The following is a 20,443-nucleotide window of genomic DNA, read 5'->3' as shown; positions in this document are numbered from 1 at the left end:
GCACAGGACAGGGCAGGGCATGGTCACAGTTCGCAGGTTCTTGGGGGACGCGGCGCGACCCCCGGATATGAAGGGCAGCTCCGGGCACCTTCGGCAGGGATGGGCGGGGGCATGACGGACAGGTCTTCGTCATCCCTGAACGAGCATCAGGCCCGATACCTGCGGGTCTCCTGCGAGCATATCGACAGGCTCCTCGGCGAGATCGAAGCCATCCTGAATACCTCCACGTCACGCGCCGCCTTCCCGAGATACGCCCCCGATCTCGACCCCGCCCGTCGGCGGACGATCGAGGACTTCGTCGCCCGCCTGCGCGCCCAGGTGGTGCGGATCCTGGATGGCCAGGGCATCCCCCGGGATCAACCGCGTGTTCCGGCCTCCAGAGCCATCCACGCCACGCTCATTGCGATCGATATCGCTGCCGAAGAGCTCAGACCGCAGCACATGCGGGGTTACGGGGAGGTGTCCGCGGACGTGGCGACGGAGCTGAACGGCATCGCGGCGGAACTGCACGGCCTGGTCGTGCGGCTCGACCGCTGTCTCGCCGGAGGAGGCGGCGAGGATTTGGAGGCACGCCTGCAGAGGCTGGAGAGAGAGGGGGGCGATCTCCGCCTCCTGTCGGCCATCGAGCGGGTCGTGGCGGAGCGGGGGCTGGTCGAATTCCGCGGGACGATCGCCTCGATCCTGGACCGGGCCGAGGACAGGGCGTTCGAGATCGCGGTCTTCGGGCGCGTGAGCTGCGGAAAATCGTCCCTCCTGAACGCCATCCTCGATACGGATGCGCTGCCTGTGGGGGTGACGCCCATCACGGCGGTCCCCATCCACATCGCTTTCGGCGAGAGGGCGGCGATCACGGTATCCTTCGCCCATGCGCCCTCCCGTGCGCTGGACATCGATCGGCTCGGCGAATACGCAACGGAGCAGCAGAACCCCGGAAACGTCAAGCGCGTTACCCGCATCGCGGTCACGCTCCCCGCACCCCGCCTCGGCAGCGGGGTGACCTTTGTGGACACTCCGGGGCTGGGCTCGCTGGCAACGGGCGGTGCTGCCGAAACTCTCGCCTACCTGCCGCGGTGCGACCTCGGCGTTGTGATGATCGATGCAGGATCCACCCTAACGGAGGGCGACATCCAGACGATCCGTGCGCTGCAGGAAGCGGCGGTTCCCGTGAACGTGCTGCTGAGTAAAGCGGACCTGCTGACCCCGCCGGACTGCGGGCGCATCCTTCGGTACATTCAGCAGCACCTGGCGGCGGAGTTCGATCGGGACCTGCCGGTGCACCCCGTTAGCGTCCGCCCCTCGCACCGCCGGCTGCTGGACGCATGGTTCGAGGAGGAGATTCTTCCGCTCTGCAGCCGCTCGCAGGACCTCAGGGAGGCATCTCTGCGGCGAAAGATCGGCGCGCTGCGGGAATCCGTCGTGGCTGCCCTCCGCCTCCAGGTTCAGCGGAGCCGGCAGGCGTCCCCGCACACGCAGGAGCGGATCCGGGCCGCGGAGTCCCGCCTGCGGCAGGCGACGGGGCGGATCGAGGAGACGCGCTCCGTGGTCGAACGCGGAATCCGGGAGATGGCGCGGGGTGCCCCGGAGATCTGCGTGGCGGCCGCCGCCCGGATGACGGCCAACGGGGCGGAATGCGAGCCCTCCGACGTGCTCCGGGCATCGATCCGGGAGTATGCCCGGGGGCGGGCGAAACCCCTCCCGGACGCGATCGAGACCCTGGCCCTCCAGCTGGAGCGCGACCTGCAGGAGAGCGCTGCCGCGCTGGGAATCGCCGATGCGCCGGAAGAAGGCGAACTGGCATCCCTGGTCCGCGGGATGCCCGTCTGCGATCCCGCCCACATCAGCACCCCTGCATTCCGCTCTTCCACCTCCCGGCTGTTCGGACGAAAGTATGCCGAGAGGCGCCTCGCGGAGAGGATGTACCGGTCTCTCGGGCGTTCCCTCGAACAGACCCTCGCCGCCTACGGTGAAGCGCTGGAGGAGTGGGCGGGGGAGACGATGGATCTCCTCCGCAGCCGCTTCGAGGGGTATGCGGAGCGCTACCGCGCACTGGCGGAGCAGTCTATCGCGGGGAGAGAGATGACGACCGCTGCCATCCAGGACATAGAGCGGGACCTGCGACTCCTGGAGTCCGTCCCGTCCGGATGCGCCCCCGACGCATTCCGTGAAGAAGAACCCGGAGTGCAGGACCGATGACCGGCAGACGGGAGCGGGATTCCGCGATGAGGGGCCGTATGGCTCCTCACCTTTCGGCGAGAGGGGGTTCGTAAAAATTCCCCATCATTCCCCCCGCAACACCCGGGGCGGAGGTTGATTCCGGATCCGACGGCGGCACCACCGGCGTCGGGATCGGCTGACGGGGGGATGACGCACCCCGGCGGCTGGAGACGGGCTTCATCGCCCGCGGCGATCCGTCCCCGCTGAACGCTGCAGGGGATCCGGGGGAGGACCGGAGGACCGCTCCGATTCCAGGATCGCCTGCAGCGCATTCGTCACGTCCCGCAGTTCTCGGCGGATCGCCGGATAGTCTCCCCCGCGCTGCATGGCGTCGGCAGACAATCGCTGGAACCGCGCGCAGAGGTCGCGGAGCCGCTCGACGGTCTCGTTCGAGAACGGTCCGCCATCGTGCGCATCCAGCAGCTGCTCCACGGCATACACCAGCATCGCCTGCTGCACACGGGTCACCTTCGCATCGAATGCCCGCATGAGCGACTGCTCGATCCGGTCGAGGGGTTGGATGAACTCACCGGAGAGTCCGCTGCGCCCGATGTCCCGCGTGACGGACTCGGCATAGACCTGGTAGAGAAGGCAGCAGTCCCTGACGTAGGGATCGCTGTTGCCCGTCAGCCGATCGACCAGGCGGTAGAGGCGGTAGGTCTCCCGAAGGCGCTCCATCGTCTCATTCTCCCGTACGACGCCAAAGAACGAGGCGGATTGCCGCACCATCGCGCGGAGAATCGGGACGAGTTCGTCGGGCAGATCGGTGTATCCCCGCGTGAAGAGGTCGACCACCCAGGGGGCCTGCCGTATCTCCTCCCGGAGCTCTGCAAAGTCCCGGCTGTCGTAGATACGGAGGACCGCCTCGCGGGTTCTCTTGATCGCGTACAGGAACTCGCCGCTGCCGGAGGGATCCCGCATCCGGGTGATGAGCCCGCCCTGGTGCAGGTTGACGAGGTGCTTTGCGATCCCCCGCAGAGTGTACCCGGATCTGGCCGCCAGGGCGGACTCCGAGAGAGTCCCGCCGTCCAGGAGACTCTGGAGGACCCGGGTCTTGCTGACGGATCGCATCGCGGTTCACCGGTTGCCCATGAAAAGGACTGCCGCGCGGTGCCGTGCAACAGGCGACGGGCGAGCGGAGGGACACCGCAGGGGGCGACGTACGCCGCCGATCGACGCGAGCGCGGAGGCGATCGCTCCAGCCGGGCTGACGCCGCGCTCGGACGCGGGCATCTTCCCGAACACCGCCACGGCGTCGGCGCACCCCGACCAGCCCGGAAGCTGGGTCGCGAGGATCGGACGCTCCCGACAGCCGGGCCGCGGGCTCTCCGCCCCCCCGTACGGATGCGGGAATGTCAGCCCCTCACCCCCGGGGCTTCGATAGGTCGAGCACCTCCCGTTGCGGGGGCAGCGGGCACGCCTGCTCCAGCATCCGGATCCCCGAGAGCGCGGCAAGGGCCATCCATGTGTTCTCCAGGGTGGAGATCCCGCCGTACACGGACCGCGCGTATCCCCCGCTGGCATGCCGGCAGCGGCGGATCAGGGCCTCACAGCATTCGAGGACGGACGAGGGGTAGGAGAGGAGCAGACATGCCTGGACGCCGGCGTGGATGTGCTCGAGGTATGAGGGCTGGCTGCCGGGGACGTTGACAAACCCGAACCGTGGATCTTCGCAGAGGCGGAGGAAGGTTCCGCACCCGAGGGATCCGATCGGGTGCCCGAGCGCCTGCAGGATGGAGAGGGCATGGTGCGTCTCGATCAGCGTGGGCGGGCGGCCGAACCCGCCGCTCTCGTGCAGCATCCGGAGAAGGCCCCGCACGATCGTGCCGCGGGCGCGGGGATCGACGCGCAGGTGCAGGGTGCGGTGGAGATCCGCGATCAGGTAGAGCGGCTCGAACCGTGACGTGGACTCCACGGGCCGATCCCGATCCCCGGGGAGAACCAGGTGCTCCTGCAGCCACGGCGACGGATCCGCGGGAGGCGGACGCCCCAGGATCCGCAGGGCCTGGATCGCATGGTAGGCCGTATAGGGCGATGCGAATCCCCCGTCCGCTCTCTGGTACGCCGCGAGGTACTCCGCGGTCGCTGCGTCTCTCGGTCGGATCCCGAGCGCTGCGAGAGAGGCGAGCGCCCAGAAGGTGTCCGCCGTATTCGGCTCGTCGAGCTGGTAAAAACAGAACCCGCCGTCCGAACATCGCCGTTCCAGGATGTATCGAACTGTCCGATCGCTCCGGATGATCTCCACCTCCCTGTGGGTAGAAGTCATCAGCCGGACGGGCGGTTGGTGGCGGACTTCATCGCCAGCGTATCCCGAGCTTCTTCTGTCTCTTCAGATAAATGATTTGTCCTGAGGTTCGGTGTAGCCGATGGGGAGATCGTCGCAGTCAGGTTCCCAGAACCGCTGCCGCTTCCAGCCGCAGTTGGGGCAGATGAGGATGGGGATGCACAGGCAGTCGTTGTCGCCGCTGTACTCCAGACGCTCGGAGGGCAGGAGCCGGTATCCGCAGTTCGGGCAGATCATGACGGGATTCTCTTCTCTGGTTCGGCAGAGCATGATCTCACCAGGTACTCCGGGTTATTCGTCCGATCATATCTACCTTATGCAATTCCCGATTCCACGATCCGTCGCGGAATACGAAGGGGGCTGCGCCGGTACCCCTCCGGTGCGCGGGACACAGGAAGGGGGCCGCTCTCCGGATGGATCGCCGGACCTCACCACAGGGTGCTGAGGATGAGCTCGAGGTCTCTGTCGATGACGTCGCACATCTTCGCGATGTCCGCGCACGCCTGCTCCAGCTCCGGGTCGAGGCCGTCCATGCTCTCGATCCGCTGGACGATAGTGGACGCGAGATCCTCGACGATGCCTGCCATACCGCTTCCGCGCCCGGGGGGATGGCAGGTTCTGCATGCGGTGCAGACTGCTCGTCGGTCTCCCCCGCCTAATCGCGGACGGGAGACCCCATGCTCTTCAGGGCGCACCGCAGGATGTCCTCGTCGGGCGTGAAGTAGAGGTTGTCGTGCCCCTGCCAGGTCCCGCACCCGCGGAAGACGACGGCCGGGATGCCCTGGTCGCTCTCCCCCATGATGAAGTTGGCGAACCCGGCGATCTCGTCCACCACCGCCTCCTCCGTGATCTGGAGGGAATGGCCGAAGAGATCCGTGTCGCCCCGGAAGTCCCGGATCGCCGGCATCCCGCTCCAGCCGATCGCGTTGCCCGTCTGCCCCCGGCGGAACGCCCGCCCGACGGTGTCGGTGATGATCACGCCGACTCTCTTCCCCGACCGTTTGCGGATCGCCTCCCGCAGCTCCGCGGCCGCCCCCATGGGGTCCGGGGGGAGGAGGATGACGAACCCGTCCTCGACGTTGCTGCGGTCCACGCCCGAGCGGACGCCGATGTGACCGGATGGCATCGCCGAGAGGATGAACGGTTCGTCCAGGAGGACGTCGGTCGCCTCGTCGAGCACCGCCTGGACGAACCGTGGATCTTCATGGTCCCGCGCCGCGATCCGCTTCGCCTCGTCCCCGGGCACGATCGTGCGCAGGTCACGGGTATACCCCTTCGCCTTCGAGTAGACGGTCGACGCCAGAGCGAGAATGTCCCCGTCCTCGAAGGCGACGCGCCCGCAGATCAGGGCAGCCAGATCGTCCCCTTTGCGGATGAGCGGCAGACCCTCCACACCGAATACCTGTACTGACATAGCTGCAGGAGAGTTCGGGCGGATGGGCATTAAGGGTTTTCGAACCGCAGCAGCCCGCACGGTCCGAGCCCGCCGCAGAAGGGGGCTGTCGAGGCTCCAAACGCAGGGCGGATTTCGAAGGCTATACGTTTTTATAGAGGGATCGCGAACATACGGTAATGCACGGTGCCGCCAAGGATCACGGGTGCGAGTCCTGCACTTCTGGTTTTAGCCCGGCCGATCTTGGTGGTAAGCGGAGAGGGACTCGGGTAGCGACTCGGGCAGCCTGAGATCACACGTGCAGCTTCTTCACGCCGTCCCGTTGCGGGGCGGGGTGTCTTCCGTTGTTCGGGGTGATGATGTACATGGGCACGATGTATCGGGAAATCGATCGGGGGGGGCAGGGATCGAACCTGCCGCTCGCCCCCGACGTCTACGGACTGATCGAGACCGCAGGGGGTGCGTCTGACAGGGCGGCGCGAATCACGGCCGTGGATGCCCTGGGGGCGAGCGGGGACCCCCGGGCGGTGCAGACGCTGGTGCAGTGTCTGCAGGATGCGGACTCCGGCATCCGCATGCACGCCGCCTGCGCCCTGCGGGATCTGCCGAGCGTCCGTGCCGTGGGGGCGTTGATCGAAAGGCTCCTCGACACCCGGGAGCAGAGCGAGACGCGCGTCCATGCCGCGGAAGCGCTGGGGCGGATCCGGAGCATCCGGGCGATCGACCCGCTCACGCGCATCCTGCAGGAGCCGGACGACCGTCTGCGGGAGGCGGCGGAGAACGCGCTGACTGAAATCAAGCATGCCTGGCACCTCCCCGAGGAGAATTGAATCCCTGAAGAAGGCCAGGCATCCCGCCAGCTACCTCTTCCTGACGGACAGCAATGCTCATCCAGTCACCGTCACCCCATTTTTCTGGGGCTGGAAGCGAGAAGATCGATCAGCCGCGTTTCACCGTGTACGCATCTTCGCGAGAACCGATCTCCCGCAGTGAAGGTTTTTACTCCGGATCACCGCCTCTTCTGGGAGACGTTCCGGTCGGATGAATGTTTGATTCCATTTCATTCCCGGCATCCTTATTGTCCCCGACCAATCGGTATACGATTAAATGCTCTTGTTCTGTTCTGGAGAAATGTACCCGCATATGAGGCGATAAAACGGTTCTCTTCATCCCTCTTTTGCAATGTATCAGTTCATCCTCCATGAACTTTAATAATATTTCTCCAATACTCTTCTACAGCAGTTGACACCTCCACGGAATATTGCCGGTGATGAAGTCCACCGATGAACCGCCGATAGCTAATGACTTCTACCCGGGAGGAACAGTATGATATCCGAGGGTGAACGAGCGACATTTATTCGTATCATCTCTGAATCTCGTTGTCCCATCATCGAAAAATGCATTTATCTGACGGATGGGTCATCTCCCCCATACAACAGAAATGCAGTCTACAGGTATGCCGCGTTTTGTAGCATGAAAACGGGGATCCGGAGAGTCACATCCCTGATATGCAGTCAGGGAAAAAAATTGCGAACGGTTCCAGTGATGATGCCCGAACGTGGCGAAGATCCCTCTCCTTCGTCAAGGTTCCTGGTTCTGGGGGGATTTCCTTTATGAGCTTTTTCAGCATCCTCTTTGACAATCCAGATGAAGATATAAGCGGGGGAACTCTCCAGGAACCACCGTTTTTCTCGGATTTGCATCTGGATCAGATTGTCCATGCTGTCACAACCGGCTATGAAGAATACGATCTCGAGCCATTTTTCTATCATTCATTGAAAAGTATCGATGCCATAACGTACCGTCAGGAAATTGTCCAGGAACTCGGGGATGCCCGACTTTTTGAGGCTATCAAATCTTTTTCCCGCAGGATGCAAACGGTGCGGAACCATCTCGTCCAGGCTGAGAAACTCCCTTGCATATACCAAAAGAGACGCTGGTTCTTGGACGCAGTGGCATTATACTGCGAAGCGATCGCATGCCTGTTCCATGACCTCGCACATCTCGATCTTAAATCACGGGGGTTCCTGGCCTTTCGCGAATATCTGAATCGCTATGTAGAATCAGCTGATTTTCGTTCTTTAGTTGCAGAAACAGAAAATCTCAGGGAAGAACTGTCCCGGGCAAGGTATTGTCTGCTTATCAGGGGAAAGGAGATCACTGTTCTAAAAAGGGAATCGGACGAGGACTATATCGGAGAGGTAGAATCTACCTTTGAGAAATTCCTCCAGGAACCGGTTCGGCCTTTCCATGAAAATTTTCTCGAAGACCCTGAAATGAACCACGTTGAAGCAAAGGTCCTCGATCTGGTTGCAGCACTGTATCCGGAGGTGTTCTCGCATCTTGATGCATTCCAGGAGAAGAATATCCATTATCTGGATATCACCATCGCCCGGTTCAATCGGGAGATTCAGTTTTATATCTCATATCTGGAGTTAGTTGCCTCGATCGGAAGAGGGGGGCTATCCTTCTGTATCCCCCAGGTTTCTGATACAAACAAAGAGATCTGGAGCCGCGAAGGATTCGACCTTGCTCTGGCTGTCACATTGAGCCATGAGAAGAAACCAATTGTAACCAATGACTTTTACCTCGAGGACGAGGAACGTATATTTGTCATAACCGGCCCAAACCAAGGCGGAAAAACGACATTTGCCCGGACATTTGGCCAATTGCATTTCCTCGCAAGTATTGGGTGTCCTGTTCCCGGCCGATCAGCCCGCCTCTTTCTTTTCGACAGACTGTTCTCGCATTTCGAACGGGAAGAGCATATCACTGATTTGAAAAGTAAACTGGAGAACGATCTCGTCCGGATTCACTCCATTTTCTCGGAGAGCACATCCCGGAGCATCATCATCATTAACGAGATGTTCACATCCACAACAGTCCAGGATGCCCTGTTCCTGGGAAGAAAAGTTCTGGAGCAGGCCATACATCTGGATCTGTTGTGCGTCTACGTCACATTCCTGGACGAGCTGAGCACGCTGGAAAAGACCGTGAGTCTTGTCAGCACGATGGTTCCGGATAATCCGGATTTGCGGACGTATAAGATTGTACGCAAACCTGCAGACGGACTTTCCTATGCCATAGCGATTGCCAGAAAGCACCGGTTGACATATGAAGATATTCTGGAGCGTATTCAACCATGAAACCGTTGCTCTTATACCGGAATCGCGATTTCAATCCCCTCTGGGGGATGCTCCAGATCTCCCCCTCGCCTGCCCTGTGGAGAGCCCGCGATTATGACCAACAATGGGCAATGCTGCCACAAAATAAACGAATAGTGACGCAAGACCTGGAACTGGATATTCTCTTCCATGCCATGGCAGGCGGGGACAAATTTCTCTTTGAAGTAGTCAAAAATGTTGTTCTTACAAGCGTAACAGACACCGACACGATCCTGTACCGTCAGGATATCCTCAAGGATTGCATAAAGAATGCGGAGGTCGTCAGGGACATATACAGGATTTCCGACGAAACGATCGAGGAGTATCAAAAAGGGTTAACCTGGTATCTCGGGAAAAGTGCAGATTCCGTGCGGAGCGCATCCCTACGAGCACTCGGGCCGTTTATAGATAAGCTTGTGGCACTGCGGAACATAGCGGAGGAGCATGCGGGGAATTTTGAATCCGAGGGTTTCAAAGAGTTTTTTGCAATGCTTGAGAGAGAGCTGCCCGATGAATACATCGCTCGCCTGAAGGAAAAACTCGAGGAATTATCCTTTCCAAAGGGGATACTTGTCGGCGTTGAACTCGGGAAAGGGAACAAGGGATCGAATTATACTCTTCAAAAGTATCAGGACATAAAAAAACCGGGGTGGATGTCCCGGGTATTCTCCAGAGAACAGCCGTCTCACTACAGTTTTGCCATCGCTGATCGGGATATAACGGGTTTTCAGGCACTGGCAGAGATGAAGGAAAAGAGTGTGAATACGGTTGCCCGTATCCTCCTCCAGTCGTCTGATCACATGCTCGGTTTTTTAACCTCACTGAAGACCGAATTGGCCTTTTATATCGGGTGCCTGAATCTGAGAGAGCAGCTGATCCGCATTGGCAAACCATTCTGTTTTCCTATCCCCTTTGAGCCTGGAAGACGGGCTCTCTGCTGCAAAGAGCTCTATGATGTGTGCATGGCCATAACGAAGGAACGGGGGATTGTCGGGAATGATGTGAACGCTGAAAATAAGGACCTTATCATTATCACCGGAGCAAACCGGGGAGGAAAATCAACGTTTCTCCGGAGTGCAGGGCTGGCGCAATTGATGATGCAGTGTGGTTCGTTCGTACCGGCTGAATCATTCTGTTCTGATGTATGTACCGGGATCTTCACCCACTTCAAACGGGAAGAGGATCGGACGATGAGAAGGGGCAAATACGACGAAGAACTCAGCAGAATGAGTGATATCGTTGATCTCCTGAAACCGGACAGCATGGTGTTGTTCAACGAATCTTTTGCTGCGACGAATGAACGGGAAGGTTCGGAGATATCACGGCAGATCGTCGGTGCATTGCTGGAAAAACGGGTTAAGGTCGTCTTCGTTACTCACCTCTATGAATTTTCACGGGGGATGTATGAAAGAAACATGGACAATGCGTTATTTCTCCGAGCTGAAAGAAGACCTGACGGAGAACGGACCTTCAAAGTGAAAGAGGGCGAACCGCTTCAAACGAGTTTTGGTAAAGATCTGTATGACAGGATATTTCAGGAATCTCCCTGAACTTCTTGGGAAATCGGGGAACGATTACCGGATTAGCACCTCGTTCAACCCCCGGTCGGAGGCCAACACGGGGTATGAGCCCGTATTCACCACCAGCAGCGGTGCAAGCGGCGGGATCGGGGGAGCCGCCACGAAGCGAACGTAGGCGAGCGGAGAGACTCGCCCGCTGGGAATCCCCCGCCGCCCGGCTCACCCGGGCCGCCAACTCATTGCAGATGAGCCGCAGCCATCCCGAGACGCCGCCATCACGCGAGCACGGGCGGATCCGTCCCCCATCATGGTTCCCAGGAACGCCGCGCTCATCTCGGCCGTCAGCTCTTCGCGGCTGCGACAGCCCGGTCCCGGAGCGGTCCGGCTCCGTGATACCTGACCGGTTCATTGACAGGGCCTGCTCCTTCCCGGAGGCGAGGTCATGGAGGAGCGTGATTGAGCAGGCCTCCACGGGCCTTCCCGGACCCTCCATCGCACCCGTTGGAGGGGGGAGGCTCCGGTTTTTCCCCAGACCGGTTACCCTACCCGGCGTTGAGAGGTACGGCCCTGAAGATCAGATAGGAAAACAAATGGCGAAAGTCCCATGCTTTGTGCATCAACCAACAAGACCGTTCAGGAACAGGCGGTGCAGCCGCAGGTCCCCGCCGAGCTCCGGGTGGAAGGAGAACGCCATGTGCCGCCCCTGCCGCACCGCGACGGCGCCCCGCTCGATGGACGCCATCGGCTGCGCATCCCCGCCCACGCGGGACGCGAGCGGGGCGCGGATGAAAATGGCGTGGAACGGCCTGTCCAGCCCCGCGACGTCCAGGTCGGCCTCGAACGACTCCCGCTGCCGCCCGAAGGCGTTGCGGAGGACCGTCATGTCCATCAGGCCAAGGGGGCGGACCCGGGGGTCGTCCACCTCTTCTGCCATCAGCACCATGCCGGCGCAGGTGGCGAAGATCCCGCCGTCGAACGTCTCCAGAGGAGCCCGCATGCCGTTCTTGTCGATCAGGCGGGAGATGGTGGTGGACTCCCCGCCGGGGATGGCGATCGCGTCGCAGCCCGCGATCTGGTCGGCGCGGCGGAGTACGAAGACTGCGGCGCCTTCGCCCCGCCCCGCCTCCCGAAGGGCCCTGCGGAAGGCCTGGACGTGCTCCGATACGTCGCCCTGGAGGGCGAGCACCCCGATCCTACCGCCCACGGGTCTGCAGCACCTCGGACTCTTTCAGGGTGTGGATGTCCAGGCCCCGCATCGGCTCTCCCAGGTTCTTCGAGACCTCGGCGATGACCGCAGGCTCGTCGTAGTGGTTGACCGCCTCGACGATCGCTCTCGCCATCCGCGGCGGGTTGCTGGAGAGGAAGATGCCGGAGCCGACGAAGACCCCGTCGGCGCCGAGCTGCATCATCAGGGCGGCGTCGGCCGGCGTGGCGATTCCGCCCGCGGAGAAGTTGACCACGGGGAGCCGCTGGAGACGTGCGCACTCCGCCACGAGGGCCGCGGGGGCCTCGATCTCCCGGGCAAAGTCCGTGAGCTCCTGCGAACTCTTCCCCTGCAGGCTGCGGATCGCACCCATGATGTTCCGCATATGCCGCACCGCCTCCACCACGTTGCCGGTGCCGGCCTCGCCCTTGGTGCGGATCATCGCGGCGCCCTCGTCGATGCGGCGGAGCGCCTCCCCCAGGTCCCGTGCGCCGCAGACGAACGGTATGGTGAACCGCGTCTTGTCGATATGGAACTGCTCGTCGGCCGGCGTCAGCACCTCGCTCTCGTCGATCATGTCCACGCCGAGGCTCTCCAGCACCTGGGCCTCGACGAAGTGGCCGATCCGCACCTTCGCCATCACCGGGATGGAGACCGCATCGATGATCTCCAGCACCTTCGCCGGGTCCGCCATCCGCGCGACCCCGCCGGCCTTGCGGATATCCGCCGGCACCCGCTCGAGCGCCATCACGGCGACGGCGCCGGCCTCCTCCGCCACCTTCGCCTGCTCGGCGGAGACCACATCCATGATCACGCCCCCTTTCTGCATGGACGCAAAACCCCGCTTCAGCAGCTCGGTCCCGAATCTCAGCTCCTCTAGCTTCATTGCGGTTAGCTAGTTGGCCAGCCATTCCCATAAAAATAGTGCATCCGACCATGCCATGGGGTATCGCGCGGGAAAATACGGAGATGCGCCGCAGAGCTGGGGCATTTCTTCTCCCGCCGGGCACGAGAGCGCGGGGCACAGGAGCAGCGGGAGGTTCGATCGCAGTCGGTGGGCGGCATCGAACCCCTCTTCTCCCGCTACCGCCGGGATGCGTCATTCCCATCCTTCCACGGGGATTCGCAGGCGCCCTGAGGCAACTCCCCGATCCGCGTCCCCGGGTGGCTGCCGTGCCGGGGGGACCGGGGAAGGAGCCGCGCCCCCTGGCATCCCGAGGGTACGGGACGCCAGCCGCCCTAGACGGGAGGTGCGGCGAGCGGCCCCGCCAGCACCAGGATTCCCGCGAGAAGCCCCGCGGAGATCAGGGTCGCCGCCCGGATCGCCCGGATCACGCCGTCCCCACCCTCGAAAAGGGACCGCTCGGGATTTCCCATGCAGTAGACGCCCGGCTTCTCGAAGCAGACGCCGGCGCCCCCGGCGATGATCGCCATCGGGATCCCCCCGTTGAAGCCGGGGCGTTTTCGCGCATCCCGGCGGAGGGCGCCACGGGCCGCCGCAAACCGCCCCCGCAGCCCGAAGTAGAGGAGGAGGACGAGACCGCCGAGCCGGGCCGGGACGAAGTTGAGGGCGTCGTCGAGGCGGGCGGGGAACCACCCCAGGCGCTCCCGCTCGTCGCGGTATCCGAGCATCGCGTCCATCGTGTTCGCCGCACGGTAGAACGCCGCCCCGGGGAGTCCGAAGAGTGCGTAGTAGAAGAGGGGCGCGACGATGCTGTCCACCAGGTTCTCGGAGGCGGACTCGTACGCGCCCGAGAGGATCTGCTCGCGGGAGAGGGCGGCGGTGTCGCGGCTCACCATGCGGGCGAGCAGTTCCCGTGCCGCGGCGTCGTCACGGGCGAGCGCCTGCCGCACCGCCTCCGCGTGCTCCTCCAGGGATCTCCAGGCGAAGCAGAACTTCAGGAGGAAGGGGGCGGCGAGGAGGTAGAGGTACCAGGGAGCGAACCGCTCGAAGACGAAGAACGGGAGGGCGAAGAGAGCGGCGGTGCAGAGAGCGGCGCAGACACCGCCAACCCGCTGGAGGGAGGGGGGCCAGAGCGCCGGGCGGCCCCACCAGCCGATAAACCGACCGACCAGGGCGACCGGGTGGAACGGGGACCGCGGATCCCCGAGGGCGCGATCCACCGCGAGGGCGAGGAGGAGGGTCAGCGCGGCCAGGAGGTGGGGGGCGGGCTCTCCCGGGAGAAGGCCTACGAGCCCCGCCGTGACCATGCCGCCACGAAACCCCCGATCAGCAGAAGGAAGGCGAAGACGTTCACAAGAACGCTCTCCGCGCTCGACGGGAAGGCCAGCAGCCACACGGCATAGGCGACCAGGGCCGCTATCGCCAGGAGCGCGGACGGCGTCCTGATCTGCTCGGGGACGGTGAACGCCGCACGCGCCGGCTCCGGCGCCGGCTGCTCCACCTTCTCCTCCGCCTTCTTCACGATCACGCTGAAGCGGGACCGCCGTGAGCCGTAACCGGCGATGACCTCCAGGTCGAAGGATCCCTCCTGCGCATCCGTGCGAATCGGGATCGGGTACGTCTCCTCGTCGTCGATGTAGAGGTTCTCGTGGACGAAGTGGGTGTACGGCTTCGGATTGAGGGCGGAAAGGGTGAGGTGGACCGGATGCCCGTGGTTGATCAGCCGCAGCTCCAGGTCGCTTCCTGTCTCCACCTCCGCCTGCTTCGGGGCCTCCAGGGAGTTGATGCCCCGCCGGTTCAGGTGAATCTCGTAGACGCTCATGACTCTCTCTCGTTCGGGGGGAGCAGGTTCGGGATCCCTTCCCGGATCGGGTAGGTTGCGGCGCATGCCCCGCAGAGGAGGGTTCCCTCCAGCACCTCCTCCTCGTTCTCCGCCTCGACCTGAAGGATCAGGTCACCCTTGCAGACCGGACAGCAGAGGATCTCCATCAGCCGTCTTCTCATATCTCATCACGGCGGTCGATAATATGGCTGATATCCGGACCCGTCGATATCAGCGTGATCGGGGCCCCGATATCCTCTTCGGCCTGCGCCAGGAAGTCCCGGGCCTTGCGGGAGAGCTTCGAGTACTCGGTCGCCCCGGCGCAGGCGGGATCCACCCGGTCGATCCCGGTGATCGCCGCCTGCGTGCAGCCGTTCACCATCGCGGAGTAGCGGGCCATTCCCCCGTCCCAGACACCGACCCTTCTCGGGCGGTGGGTGACGGTCCCGAACTCCTCGATCCCCATCTCGTGGGACCGTTCCCTGGACATCTCCGTCGAGAACGGCCCTTCCCCCACCCGGGTGGGGTATGCCTTGTAGACCACGATCACGTCGTCGATCCGCGTGGGTCCGACACCGTTGTCCGCGGCGATCTGGGAGGCGGAGGTGTCCTTGCTGGTGACGAAGGGGTACGTGCCGAAGTAGAGGGAGATGCCGAACCCCTGGGTGCCCTCCAGCAGGACATTCTCGCCGGCGTCCATCGCCGCGTTCAGTTTCAGGGGGACATCGGCGAGGAACGGGGAGAGCTCCGGCACATCTTTCGCCTGGCGGGAGAGGCGGAGCACCCGGTCCGCATTCGCCGGGCCGCAGCCGGTGCCGGTGCTCCCGATCTTCTTGCTCAGGTGTTCGCTCCCCCGGTCCCGCTGGATGTGCTCCTCCTCGATGATCCCGCAGCGCCGGTCCACGTACATCCGCCCCTGCACCCCGAGCATCTCCACCTCCCGCAGGAACACCCGCGGATCCACCAGGACGCCGGTCCCGATGCAGAGGTCTGCATCGCGGAAGACGAATCCGGAGGGGACCATGCGAACCCCGTAGGTCTGTGTGCCGATCGTGACGGTGTGACCGGCGTTCGGGCCCACGCCACCCCGCGAGATTACCGAGGGGCGGTCGCGGTTTGCAATATGCGCAACAATCTTACCCTTGCCTTCATCCCCGAAGAATCCGCCGACGATGATCGTACAAGCCATTGTTCTATCATGTAGTGTGGGAGATACAGGAAGAAATAGTTGATCATAGTCCCTCCCCCGAATTCCCGGGTGCGGCGGGGCGCAGACGGGGCCGCAGACCTGACGGAGGGCATTCCCGTCCCAGGGCCGCGCCGGCGGACGCAGATCCCTCGGGACGGGCGGGGCTCCCCCCCCCCCGATTTTCAACATTCTTCTGCCGGCGCCTGCGACGATATTTCCAGTGGAAGCGGATTTTTTCGGAGATGCAGGGGATCCCGGCGAGCATTTTCGAGCTGCCCGCCCGATCGCCCGCCCCGCCGGGCTCTGCAGGATGCCCGAGAATATACGGTGGATTTCCCGCAGGGCCGTGAAAACGCCGTATTATTGGCACAGGACTCTCCGCACTTTCCGCAGAGTTGGGCGAAGCATATAAACATCTCCACTGGAAACAAAGGGGTCCGGTTCCCCATTCTGTCGGACAGGGGGCAGGCTGTCCGTAATGTCTGACACCAGGCAGCCGGCGGTTCTGGATCCGGAGCGGACTCCGATACCGCGTGTCAGGATCGAATCCGGCACAGAATCGCTGAACTGGGTGCCGCGATCTCAATTGATCCACATACACGCCCGCAAATCTACGGCAAACCATCCCCGGTCCGGGAAATCCGAAGAGAACTCACGAAAAAAGCCTTCGCGAAAAATAACCGGATCTCGGAGGCGGCTCACCTCTTCCGCGCGGCGAGGAACTCCTCCATCCGCCGCAGGGCCGTCAGGATCTCCTCGCGGGAGACGGCGTAGGCGCACCGCATCCGTCCGGCTCCCGAAGCTCCGAAGACGCTGCCCGGCACCGCCGCCACCCGCTGCTCTTTCAGGAGCGCCTCGGCGAACTCGAAGTCGGACATCCCCGTGGACGCGACGGAGGGGAAGGCGTAGAATGCGCCCTTCGGCACGTGGCAGGAGAGCCCGAGCTTGTTGAGCCCGTCCACGAAGAGGTTCCTCCGCAGGCGGTACTCCCGCACCATGGCGTTCTTCTCCTCCTCACCGGAGCGGAGGGCTTCCAGGGCAGCCATCTGCCCCATGACGGGAGCGCAGAGCATCACGTACTGGTGGATCTTCAGCGCCGCCGCACAGAGCGGCGCGGGAGCGCAGAGGTAGCCGATGCGCCAGCCGGTCATCGCGTAGGCCTTGGAGAAGCCGTTTAAGGTGATGGTGCGCTCCCGCAGCCCGTCGATCGAAGCCGCCGCCGTATGGGTCCCCTCGTAGGTCAGCTCCGCGTAGACCTCGTCGCTGATCAGCAGGAGGTCGTGGTCGATCACCACGTCGGCGATCTCCGCGAGGTCGGAGCGGGTCAGCACCGCCCCCGTCGGGTTGTTGGGGAAGTTGATCATCAGGGCCTTGGTGCGGGGGGTGATGCGCTCCAGCAGGGCATCCGCCGTGAGGCGGAAATCGTCCTCCGCCCGGCAGGGCACCGGGACCGGAACCCCGCCGGCGAGGGTCACACCGGGGGCGTAGGCGACGTAGCAGGGTTCGGCGACCAGCACCTCGTCGGCGGGATCCACCACGGCGCGAAGCGCGATGTCGACCGCCTCGCTCACGCCGCTGGTGATGATGATCTCCTCCTCGGGGTCGTACTCCAGGCGGTAGCGGGAGGCGAGGTGGCCTGCGAGCGCCTCCCGCAGCGGGCGGAGCCCCTTGTTCGAGGTGTAGGAGGTGCGCCCGTGCTCGATCGAGTAGATGCTCGCCTCGCAGATCTTCCAGGGGGTGCAGAAGTCGGGTTCGCCCACCCCGAGGGAGATGACACCCTCCATGTCCTGCACCAGGTCGAAGAACCTGCGGATGCCCGAAGGGGGGATGGTGCGGGCCCTATTCGAGACGAAGTCCCTCATCCTGACCTCAGAGCGAGAAGGGGAGCCGTTCGCCGGACTCCTTCTCGAAGAAGAGGAGTCCGTTCTCCTTGAACGTCTTCATGATCATGTGGGTCGCCGTCTCGCGGATCTGCTCCATGGGCGCGATCTCCTCTGCCACGAACCGGGCCACCTCGTGCATGGACCTCCCCGTGACCACGAGCTGGAGGTCGTACACCCCCGTGACCAGGTGGAGCGAGCGGACCTGGCGGAAGCGGGCGATCCGCTCCGCGATCTTGTCGTAGCCGAAGTTCCGCTCCGGGCTGACCTTCAGGTCGATGATCGCCGCCACCTCCCCGTCTCCGCCGCGCTCCCAGTCGATGATGGTCGTGTACTTCCGGATGATCCGCGCCTTCTCCAGTCTCCGGATCCGCTCCTCAACCTCCGGAAGCGGGATGTTCAGCATCACAGCGATGTCCTGCACGGGCGTCTGGCTGTTCTCCTCCAGGAGATGCAGCAGCGTTCGGTCTGTCTCGTCCACGTGTATCACCGGAACAATCCTCTCAACCGGTTGGCATCTATCTGCATCAACCTTTCCTCGGAGAGGCGCGGATCCTTGTAGATCACGTCGCGGATGCGGGCGGTGTTCGCGTCGAACCACATCTCCTTGGTCCGCCCGTAGCGCCCCTTGGAGACCACCCGGGTGTTGATCACGCCGAGCATGTTCAGCTCCGAGACGAGGTCCGTGATCCGGCGGTGGGTGAGGATGTCCAGGTCGAGCAGCTTGGCGACCTCACGGTAGACCTGGACCACCTCTCCGCTCGTGAAGATCTTCTTCCCCATCTGGTCCAGGAGGACCATGGCATAGAGCACCACCTTGCTCTGGGTCGGCAGCGTCGAGACGCACTCGATCATGCTGTCGGTCTCGATCTTCTCCTGCGCCATCTTCACGTGCCTCTCGGTCACCTTGTCCGCGCTCTCGCGGTCAGCGAGCTCTCCCGAGACCCGCAGCAGGTCCAGCGCCCGCCGTGCGTCCCCGTGCTCCGTCGCCGCCAGGGCGGCGCAGAGGGGGATGACCCCCTCCTCGAGCACGCCCGGCTCGAACGCCATCTCCGCGCGCTGCTGGAGGATATCCCGCAGCTGGTGGGCGTCGTAGGGGGGGAAGACGATCTCCTCCTCGGACAGGGACGAGAGCACGCGGGGATCCAGGAAATCGGTGAACCGCAGGTCGTTGGAGATCCCGATGATGGAGACCTTGGCCTTCTTCAAGTCGGAGTTGATGCGCGTCAGGTTGTAGAGGGTCTCGTCGCCGCTCTTCTTGACGAGCTTGTCGATCTCGTCGAGCACGATCACCAGCACCCCGACGGAGGCCTCAAGCTGGCTTTTCAACTCGGCGTAGACCTGATCGGTCGGCCACCCGGTCATGGGAATCGTGGCGCGGCTTCGGTCGCTCGGGACCGCGTCGGCCTCCTCGATCCCCTTGGCGATCTGGGCCAGGACGCGGTACTGGGTGTCGATCACCTCGCAGTTGAGGTGGACCACACGGCAGACGGTTCCCATCTCGCTGCTCGCCTTCTCCAGCTCCGCCCCCACGTAGCGCACCACCGCCGTCTTCCCCGTGCCCGTCTTTCCGTAGAGGAGGATGTTGGAGGGGGTCTCGTTCTTCAGCGCCGGAGCCAGAATGGAGGCGACCGCCCCGATCTGGGGCTGGCGGTGCGGGAGGATATTGGGACGGTAGGAGTGCCGCAGAACTTCCCGGTTCCTGAATATGCTCTTATTGGTAAGGTACTTGTCGAACAGTCCCGTTGATCGCTCCCTCTCGTCTGCCATGGCATTCACACTGGCGTTGCCTATTCGTTAGGTTGGTGTCTCGGGTCTTCATAAGCCAATCGGTTTGACGGAACCCCCCGGTTTCCACTGGAGCGTCTCCGGATCCGGCTGGCTACACCGCAGTTCGCCGATCGAACCGCGATTCTGGTTCGTCAGCACCCGTTGCGGCCGATCCGCGAGTTCGATTCGGAACCCCCGTCTCTTCCTGGTTCCGGCAGAATGACGATGCAGCGAGGTTTTGATCCTCGACAACGGGTGGTGGGCGGATGATGGGGGGACCCCTTTGTTTCCACTGGAAAACGGGAAATGATCTCGTGCATCATTTCCCCTATACATGAAATGCTCTATTGTAGCGGTTTCTCACTTCAATTATTAAAATCATTCGAATGATCCCCCGTGATCGTCGATCGTCGCCGCCGGGATCGGGGTAGAGGTGAAGCGGAGGAACGGGATCTCCACCATGCCATCGCACCGGAAGATACCGCCCCCGAACTCCAGTCGTTCCACTGGAAACAAAGGGGTCCCCCGGCGGAACCCCCGGCTCCCCGCACCGCCCCTTCGCCACCATCGGATTGAATACCGAATACGCCGAATCCCGGTACATGAACTCGGGGCACGTACGGGACATCAAGATCACCGCCGCGATCATCTCGGTATCCAGCTCGAGAACGCCGGACCTCGACCTCAGCGGGCAGACGATCCGCTCCCTGTTGGAGAAGGCCGGCATCGACGTGACGCACTACGCCGTCGTTCCCGATGCTGTCGAGAAGATCCGGTCGGAACTCTTCCGGGCAGCCGATCGGTCGAACTGCATCATCTTCAACGGCGGGACCGGCCTCACGCACGACGACTGCACCATCGAGGCGATCGAACCCCTCCTGGAGAAGAGACTGGACGGATTCGGCGAGATATTCCGCTCGATGAGCTACGCGGAGATCGGGGTGTCCGCAATCCTGTCGCGGGCCGTCGCGGGCATCCTCCGGGAGAGGGCGGTCTTCTGCATCCCGGGATCGCCCAAGGCGGTGCAGCTGGCGACCAGCCGGGTGATCATCCCCGTCGTTCAGCACATGCTGAGCCACGCCCAGCGGTAGACAGCCCG

General features: G+C 63.0%; 20 protein-coding genes and 2 riboswitches. Of the genes, 5 read left to right on the top strand and 15 right to left on the bottom strand.

Annotated elements, in window-relative coordinates; translation table 11 throughout:
- Positions 1 to 111: 111 nt before the first annotated feature.
- The gene (locus tag QMC96_04550; protein ID MDI6876026.1) at positions 112 to 2,193 is read left to right on the top strand and encodes a dynamin family protein; all 2,082 of its coding nucleotides are present in this window, start codon (positions 112 to 114) and stop codon (positions 2,191 to 2,193) included.
- A 198-nt stretch (positions 2,194 to 2,391) separates the two neighbouring features.
- Here QMC96_04550 and QMC96_04545 read toward each other — a convergent pair whose 3' ends face one another.
- From QMC96_04545 to QMC96_04525, 5 genes are all read right to left on the bottom strand, one after another.
- The gene (locus QMC96_04545; GenBank protein ID MDI6876025.1) at positions 2,392 to 3,285 is read right to left on the bottom strand and encodes a hypothetical protein; all 894 of its coding nucleotides are present in this window, start codon (positions 3,283 to 3,285) and stop codon (positions 2,392 to 2,394) included.
- Positions 3,286 to 3,577: 292 nt separating this feature from the next.
- On the bottom strand, positions 3,578 to 4,459 hold the full coding sequence (locus QMC96_04540) for a prenyltransferase/squalene oxidase repeat-containing protein (GenBank protein ID MDI6876024.1): 882 nt from the start codon (positions 4,457 to 4,459) through the stop codon (positions 3,578 to 3,580).
- A 4-nt stretch (positions 4,460 to 4,463) separates the two neighbouring features.
- Positions 4,464 to 4,525, bottom strand: a riboswitch (Fluoride riboswitch).
- An 18-nt stretch (positions 4,526 to 4,543) separates the two neighbouring features.
- Positions 4,544 to 4,768, bottom strand: a complete 225-nt coding sequence (locus tag QMC96_04535; protein MDI6876023.1) for a hypothetical protein — start codon at positions 4,766 to 4,768, stop codon at positions 4,544 to 4,546.
- 158 nt (positions 4,769 to 4,926) lie between these two features.
- Positions 4,927 to 5,085 (bottom strand): hypothetical protein, encoded by a 159-nt coding sequence (locus tag QMC96_04530; protein MDI6876022.1) that lies wholly within the window; start codon positions 5,083 to 5,085, stop codon positions 4,927 to 4,929.
- A 68-nt stretch (positions 5,086 to 5,153) separates the two neighbouring features.
- On the bottom strand, positions 5,154 to 5,912 hold the full coding sequence (locus tag QMC96_04525) for a coenzyme F420-0:L-glutamate ligase (GenBank protein ID MDI6876021.1): 759 nt from the start codon (positions 5,910 to 5,912) through the stop codon (positions 5,154 to 5,156).
- A gap of 344 nt (positions 5,913 to 6,256) precedes the next feature.
- On the opposite strand from QMC96_04525, the gene QMC96_04520 reads away from it, so the two are divergent.
- The 3 genes from QMC96_04520 to QMC96_04510 all read left to right on the top strand — a co-directional run bounded on the left by QMC96_04520 (position 6,257) and on the right by QMC96_04510 (position 10,605).
- Positions 6,257 to 6,721 carry a HEAT repeat domain-containing protein gene (locus QMC96_04520; protein MDI6876020.1) on the top strand — a complete coding sequence of 155 codons (465 nt, stop codon included), beginning with the start codon at positions 6,257 to 6,259 and terminating at the stop codon, positions 6,719 to 6,721.
- 427 nt (positions 6,722 to 7,148) lie between these two features.
- Positions 7,149 to 7,209: riboswitch (Fluoride riboswitch) on the top strand.
- Positions 7,210 to 7,504: 295 nt separating this feature from the next.
- Positions 7,505 to 9,037: a hypothetical protein gene (locus QMC96_04515; protein ID MDI6876019.1), complete on the top strand. Its 1,533-nt coding sequence runs from the start codon at positions 7,505 to 7,507 to the stop codon at positions 9,035 to 9,037.
- Positions 9,034 to 10,605 carry a hypothetical protein gene (locus QMC96_04510; GenBank protein MDI6876018.1) on the top strand — a complete coding sequence of 524 codons (1,572 nt, stop codon included), beginning with the start codon at positions 9,034 to 9,036 and terminating at the stop codon, positions 10,603 to 10,605. The genes QMC96_04515 and QMC96_04510 overlap by 4 nt, the downstream gene beginning before the upstream one ends.
- 586 nt (positions 10,606 to 11,191) lie before the next feature.
- Here the strand turns inward: QMC96_04510 and pdxT are convergent.
- The 10 genes from pdxT to QMC96_04460 form a co-directional block, all read right to left on the bottom strand.
- Positions 11,192 to 11,779 (bottom strand): pyridoxal 5'-phosphate synthase glutaminase subunit PdxT, encoded by a 588-nt coding sequence (gene pdxT / locus QMC96_04505; protein ID MDI6876017.1) that lies wholly within the window; start codon positions 11,777 to 11,779, stop codon positions 11,192 to 11,194.
- The gene (pdxS, locus tag QMC96_04500; protein MDI6876016.1) at positions 11,769 to 12,665 is read right to left on the bottom strand and encodes a pyridoxal 5'-phosphate synthase lyase subunit PdxS; all 897 of its coding nucleotides are present in this window, start codon (positions 12,663 to 12,665) and stop codon (positions 11,769 to 11,771) included. Before pdxS ends, pdxT begins: the two co-directional genes overlap by 11 nt.
- A 353-nt stretch (positions 12,666 to 13,018) precedes the next feature.
- Positions 13,019 to 13,990: an adenosylcobinamide-phosphate synthase CbiB gene (gene cbiB, locus QMC96_04495; protein ID MDI6876015.1), complete on the bottom strand. Its 972-nt coding sequence runs from the start codon at positions 13,988 to 13,990 to the stop codon at positions 13,019 to 13,021.
- Positions 13,969 to 14,505 (bottom strand): hypothetical protein, encoded by a 537-nt coding sequence (locus QMC96_04490; protein MDI6876014.1) that lies wholly within the window; start codon positions 14,503 to 14,505, stop codon positions 13,969 to 13,971. Before QMC96_04490 ends, cbiB begins: the two co-directional genes overlap by 22 nt.
- Positions 14,502 to 14,687: a methytransferase partner Trm112 gene (locus tag QMC96_04485; GenBank protein ID MDI6876013.1), complete on the bottom strand. Its 186-nt coding sequence runs from the start codon at positions 14,685 to 14,687 to the stop codon at positions 14,502 to 14,504. The genes QMC96_04490 and QMC96_04485 overlap by 4 nt, the downstream gene beginning before the upstream one ends.
- Complete coding sequence (locus tag QMC96_04480) at positions 14,684 to 15,694, bottom strand: adenylosuccinate synthetase (protein MDI6876012.1); 1,011 nt, start codon at positions 15,692 to 15,694, stop codon at positions 14,684 to 14,686. Before QMC96_04480 ends, QMC96_04485 begins: the two co-directional genes overlap by 4 nt.
- A gap of 698 nt (positions 15,695 to 16,392) precedes the next feature.
- Complete coding sequence (locus QMC96_04475; GenBank protein MDI6876011.1) at positions 16,393 to 17,556, bottom strand: aminotransferase class I/II-fold pyridoxal phosphate-dependent enzyme; 1,164 nt, start codon at positions 17,554 to 17,556, stop codon at positions 16,393 to 16,395.
- 7 nt (positions 17,557 to 17,563) lie between these two features.
- Positions 17,564 to 18,055: an Lrp/AsnC family transcriptional regulator gene (locus QMC96_04470; protein ID MDI6876010.1), complete on the bottom strand. Its 492-nt coding sequence runs from the start codon at positions 18,053 to 18,055 to the stop codon at positions 17,564 to 17,566.
- A 5-nt stretch (positions 18,056 to 18,060) separates the two neighbouring features.
- Positions 18,061 to 19,344, bottom strand: a complete 1,284-nt coding sequence (locus tag QMC96_04465; GenBank protein MDI6876009.1) for an ORC1-type DNA replication protein — start codon at positions 19,342 to 19,344, stop codon at positions 18,061 to 18,063.
- 378 nt (positions 19,345 to 19,722) lie between these two features.
- A complete protein-coding gene (locus QMC96_04460) occupies positions 19,723 to 19,851 on the bottom strand; it encodes a hypothetical protein (protein MDI6876008.1) in 129 nt (42 codons plus the stop codon).
- 95 nt (positions 19,852 to 19,946) lie between these two features.
- Here QMC96_04460 and QMC96_04455 point away from each other — a divergent pair, with 95 nt between their 5' ends.
- Positions 19,947 to 20,435: a MogA/MoaB family molybdenum cofactor biosynthesis protein gene (locus QMC96_04455; protein MDI6876007.1), complete on the top strand. Its 489-nt coding sequence runs from the start codon at positions 19,947 to 19,949 to the stop codon at positions 20,433 to 20,435.
- The last annotated feature ends 8 nt before the right edge of the window (positions 20,436 to 20,443 follow it).

The organism is Methanomicrobiales archaeon (genome assembly GCA_030019205.1).
Lineage (GTDB): Archaea > Halobacteriota > Methanomicrobia > Methanomicrobiales > JACTUA01 > JASEFH01.
The sequence above is the reverse complement of the archived record's forward strand: the minus strand, read 5'-3'. Positions and strand labels throughout refer to the sequence as shown.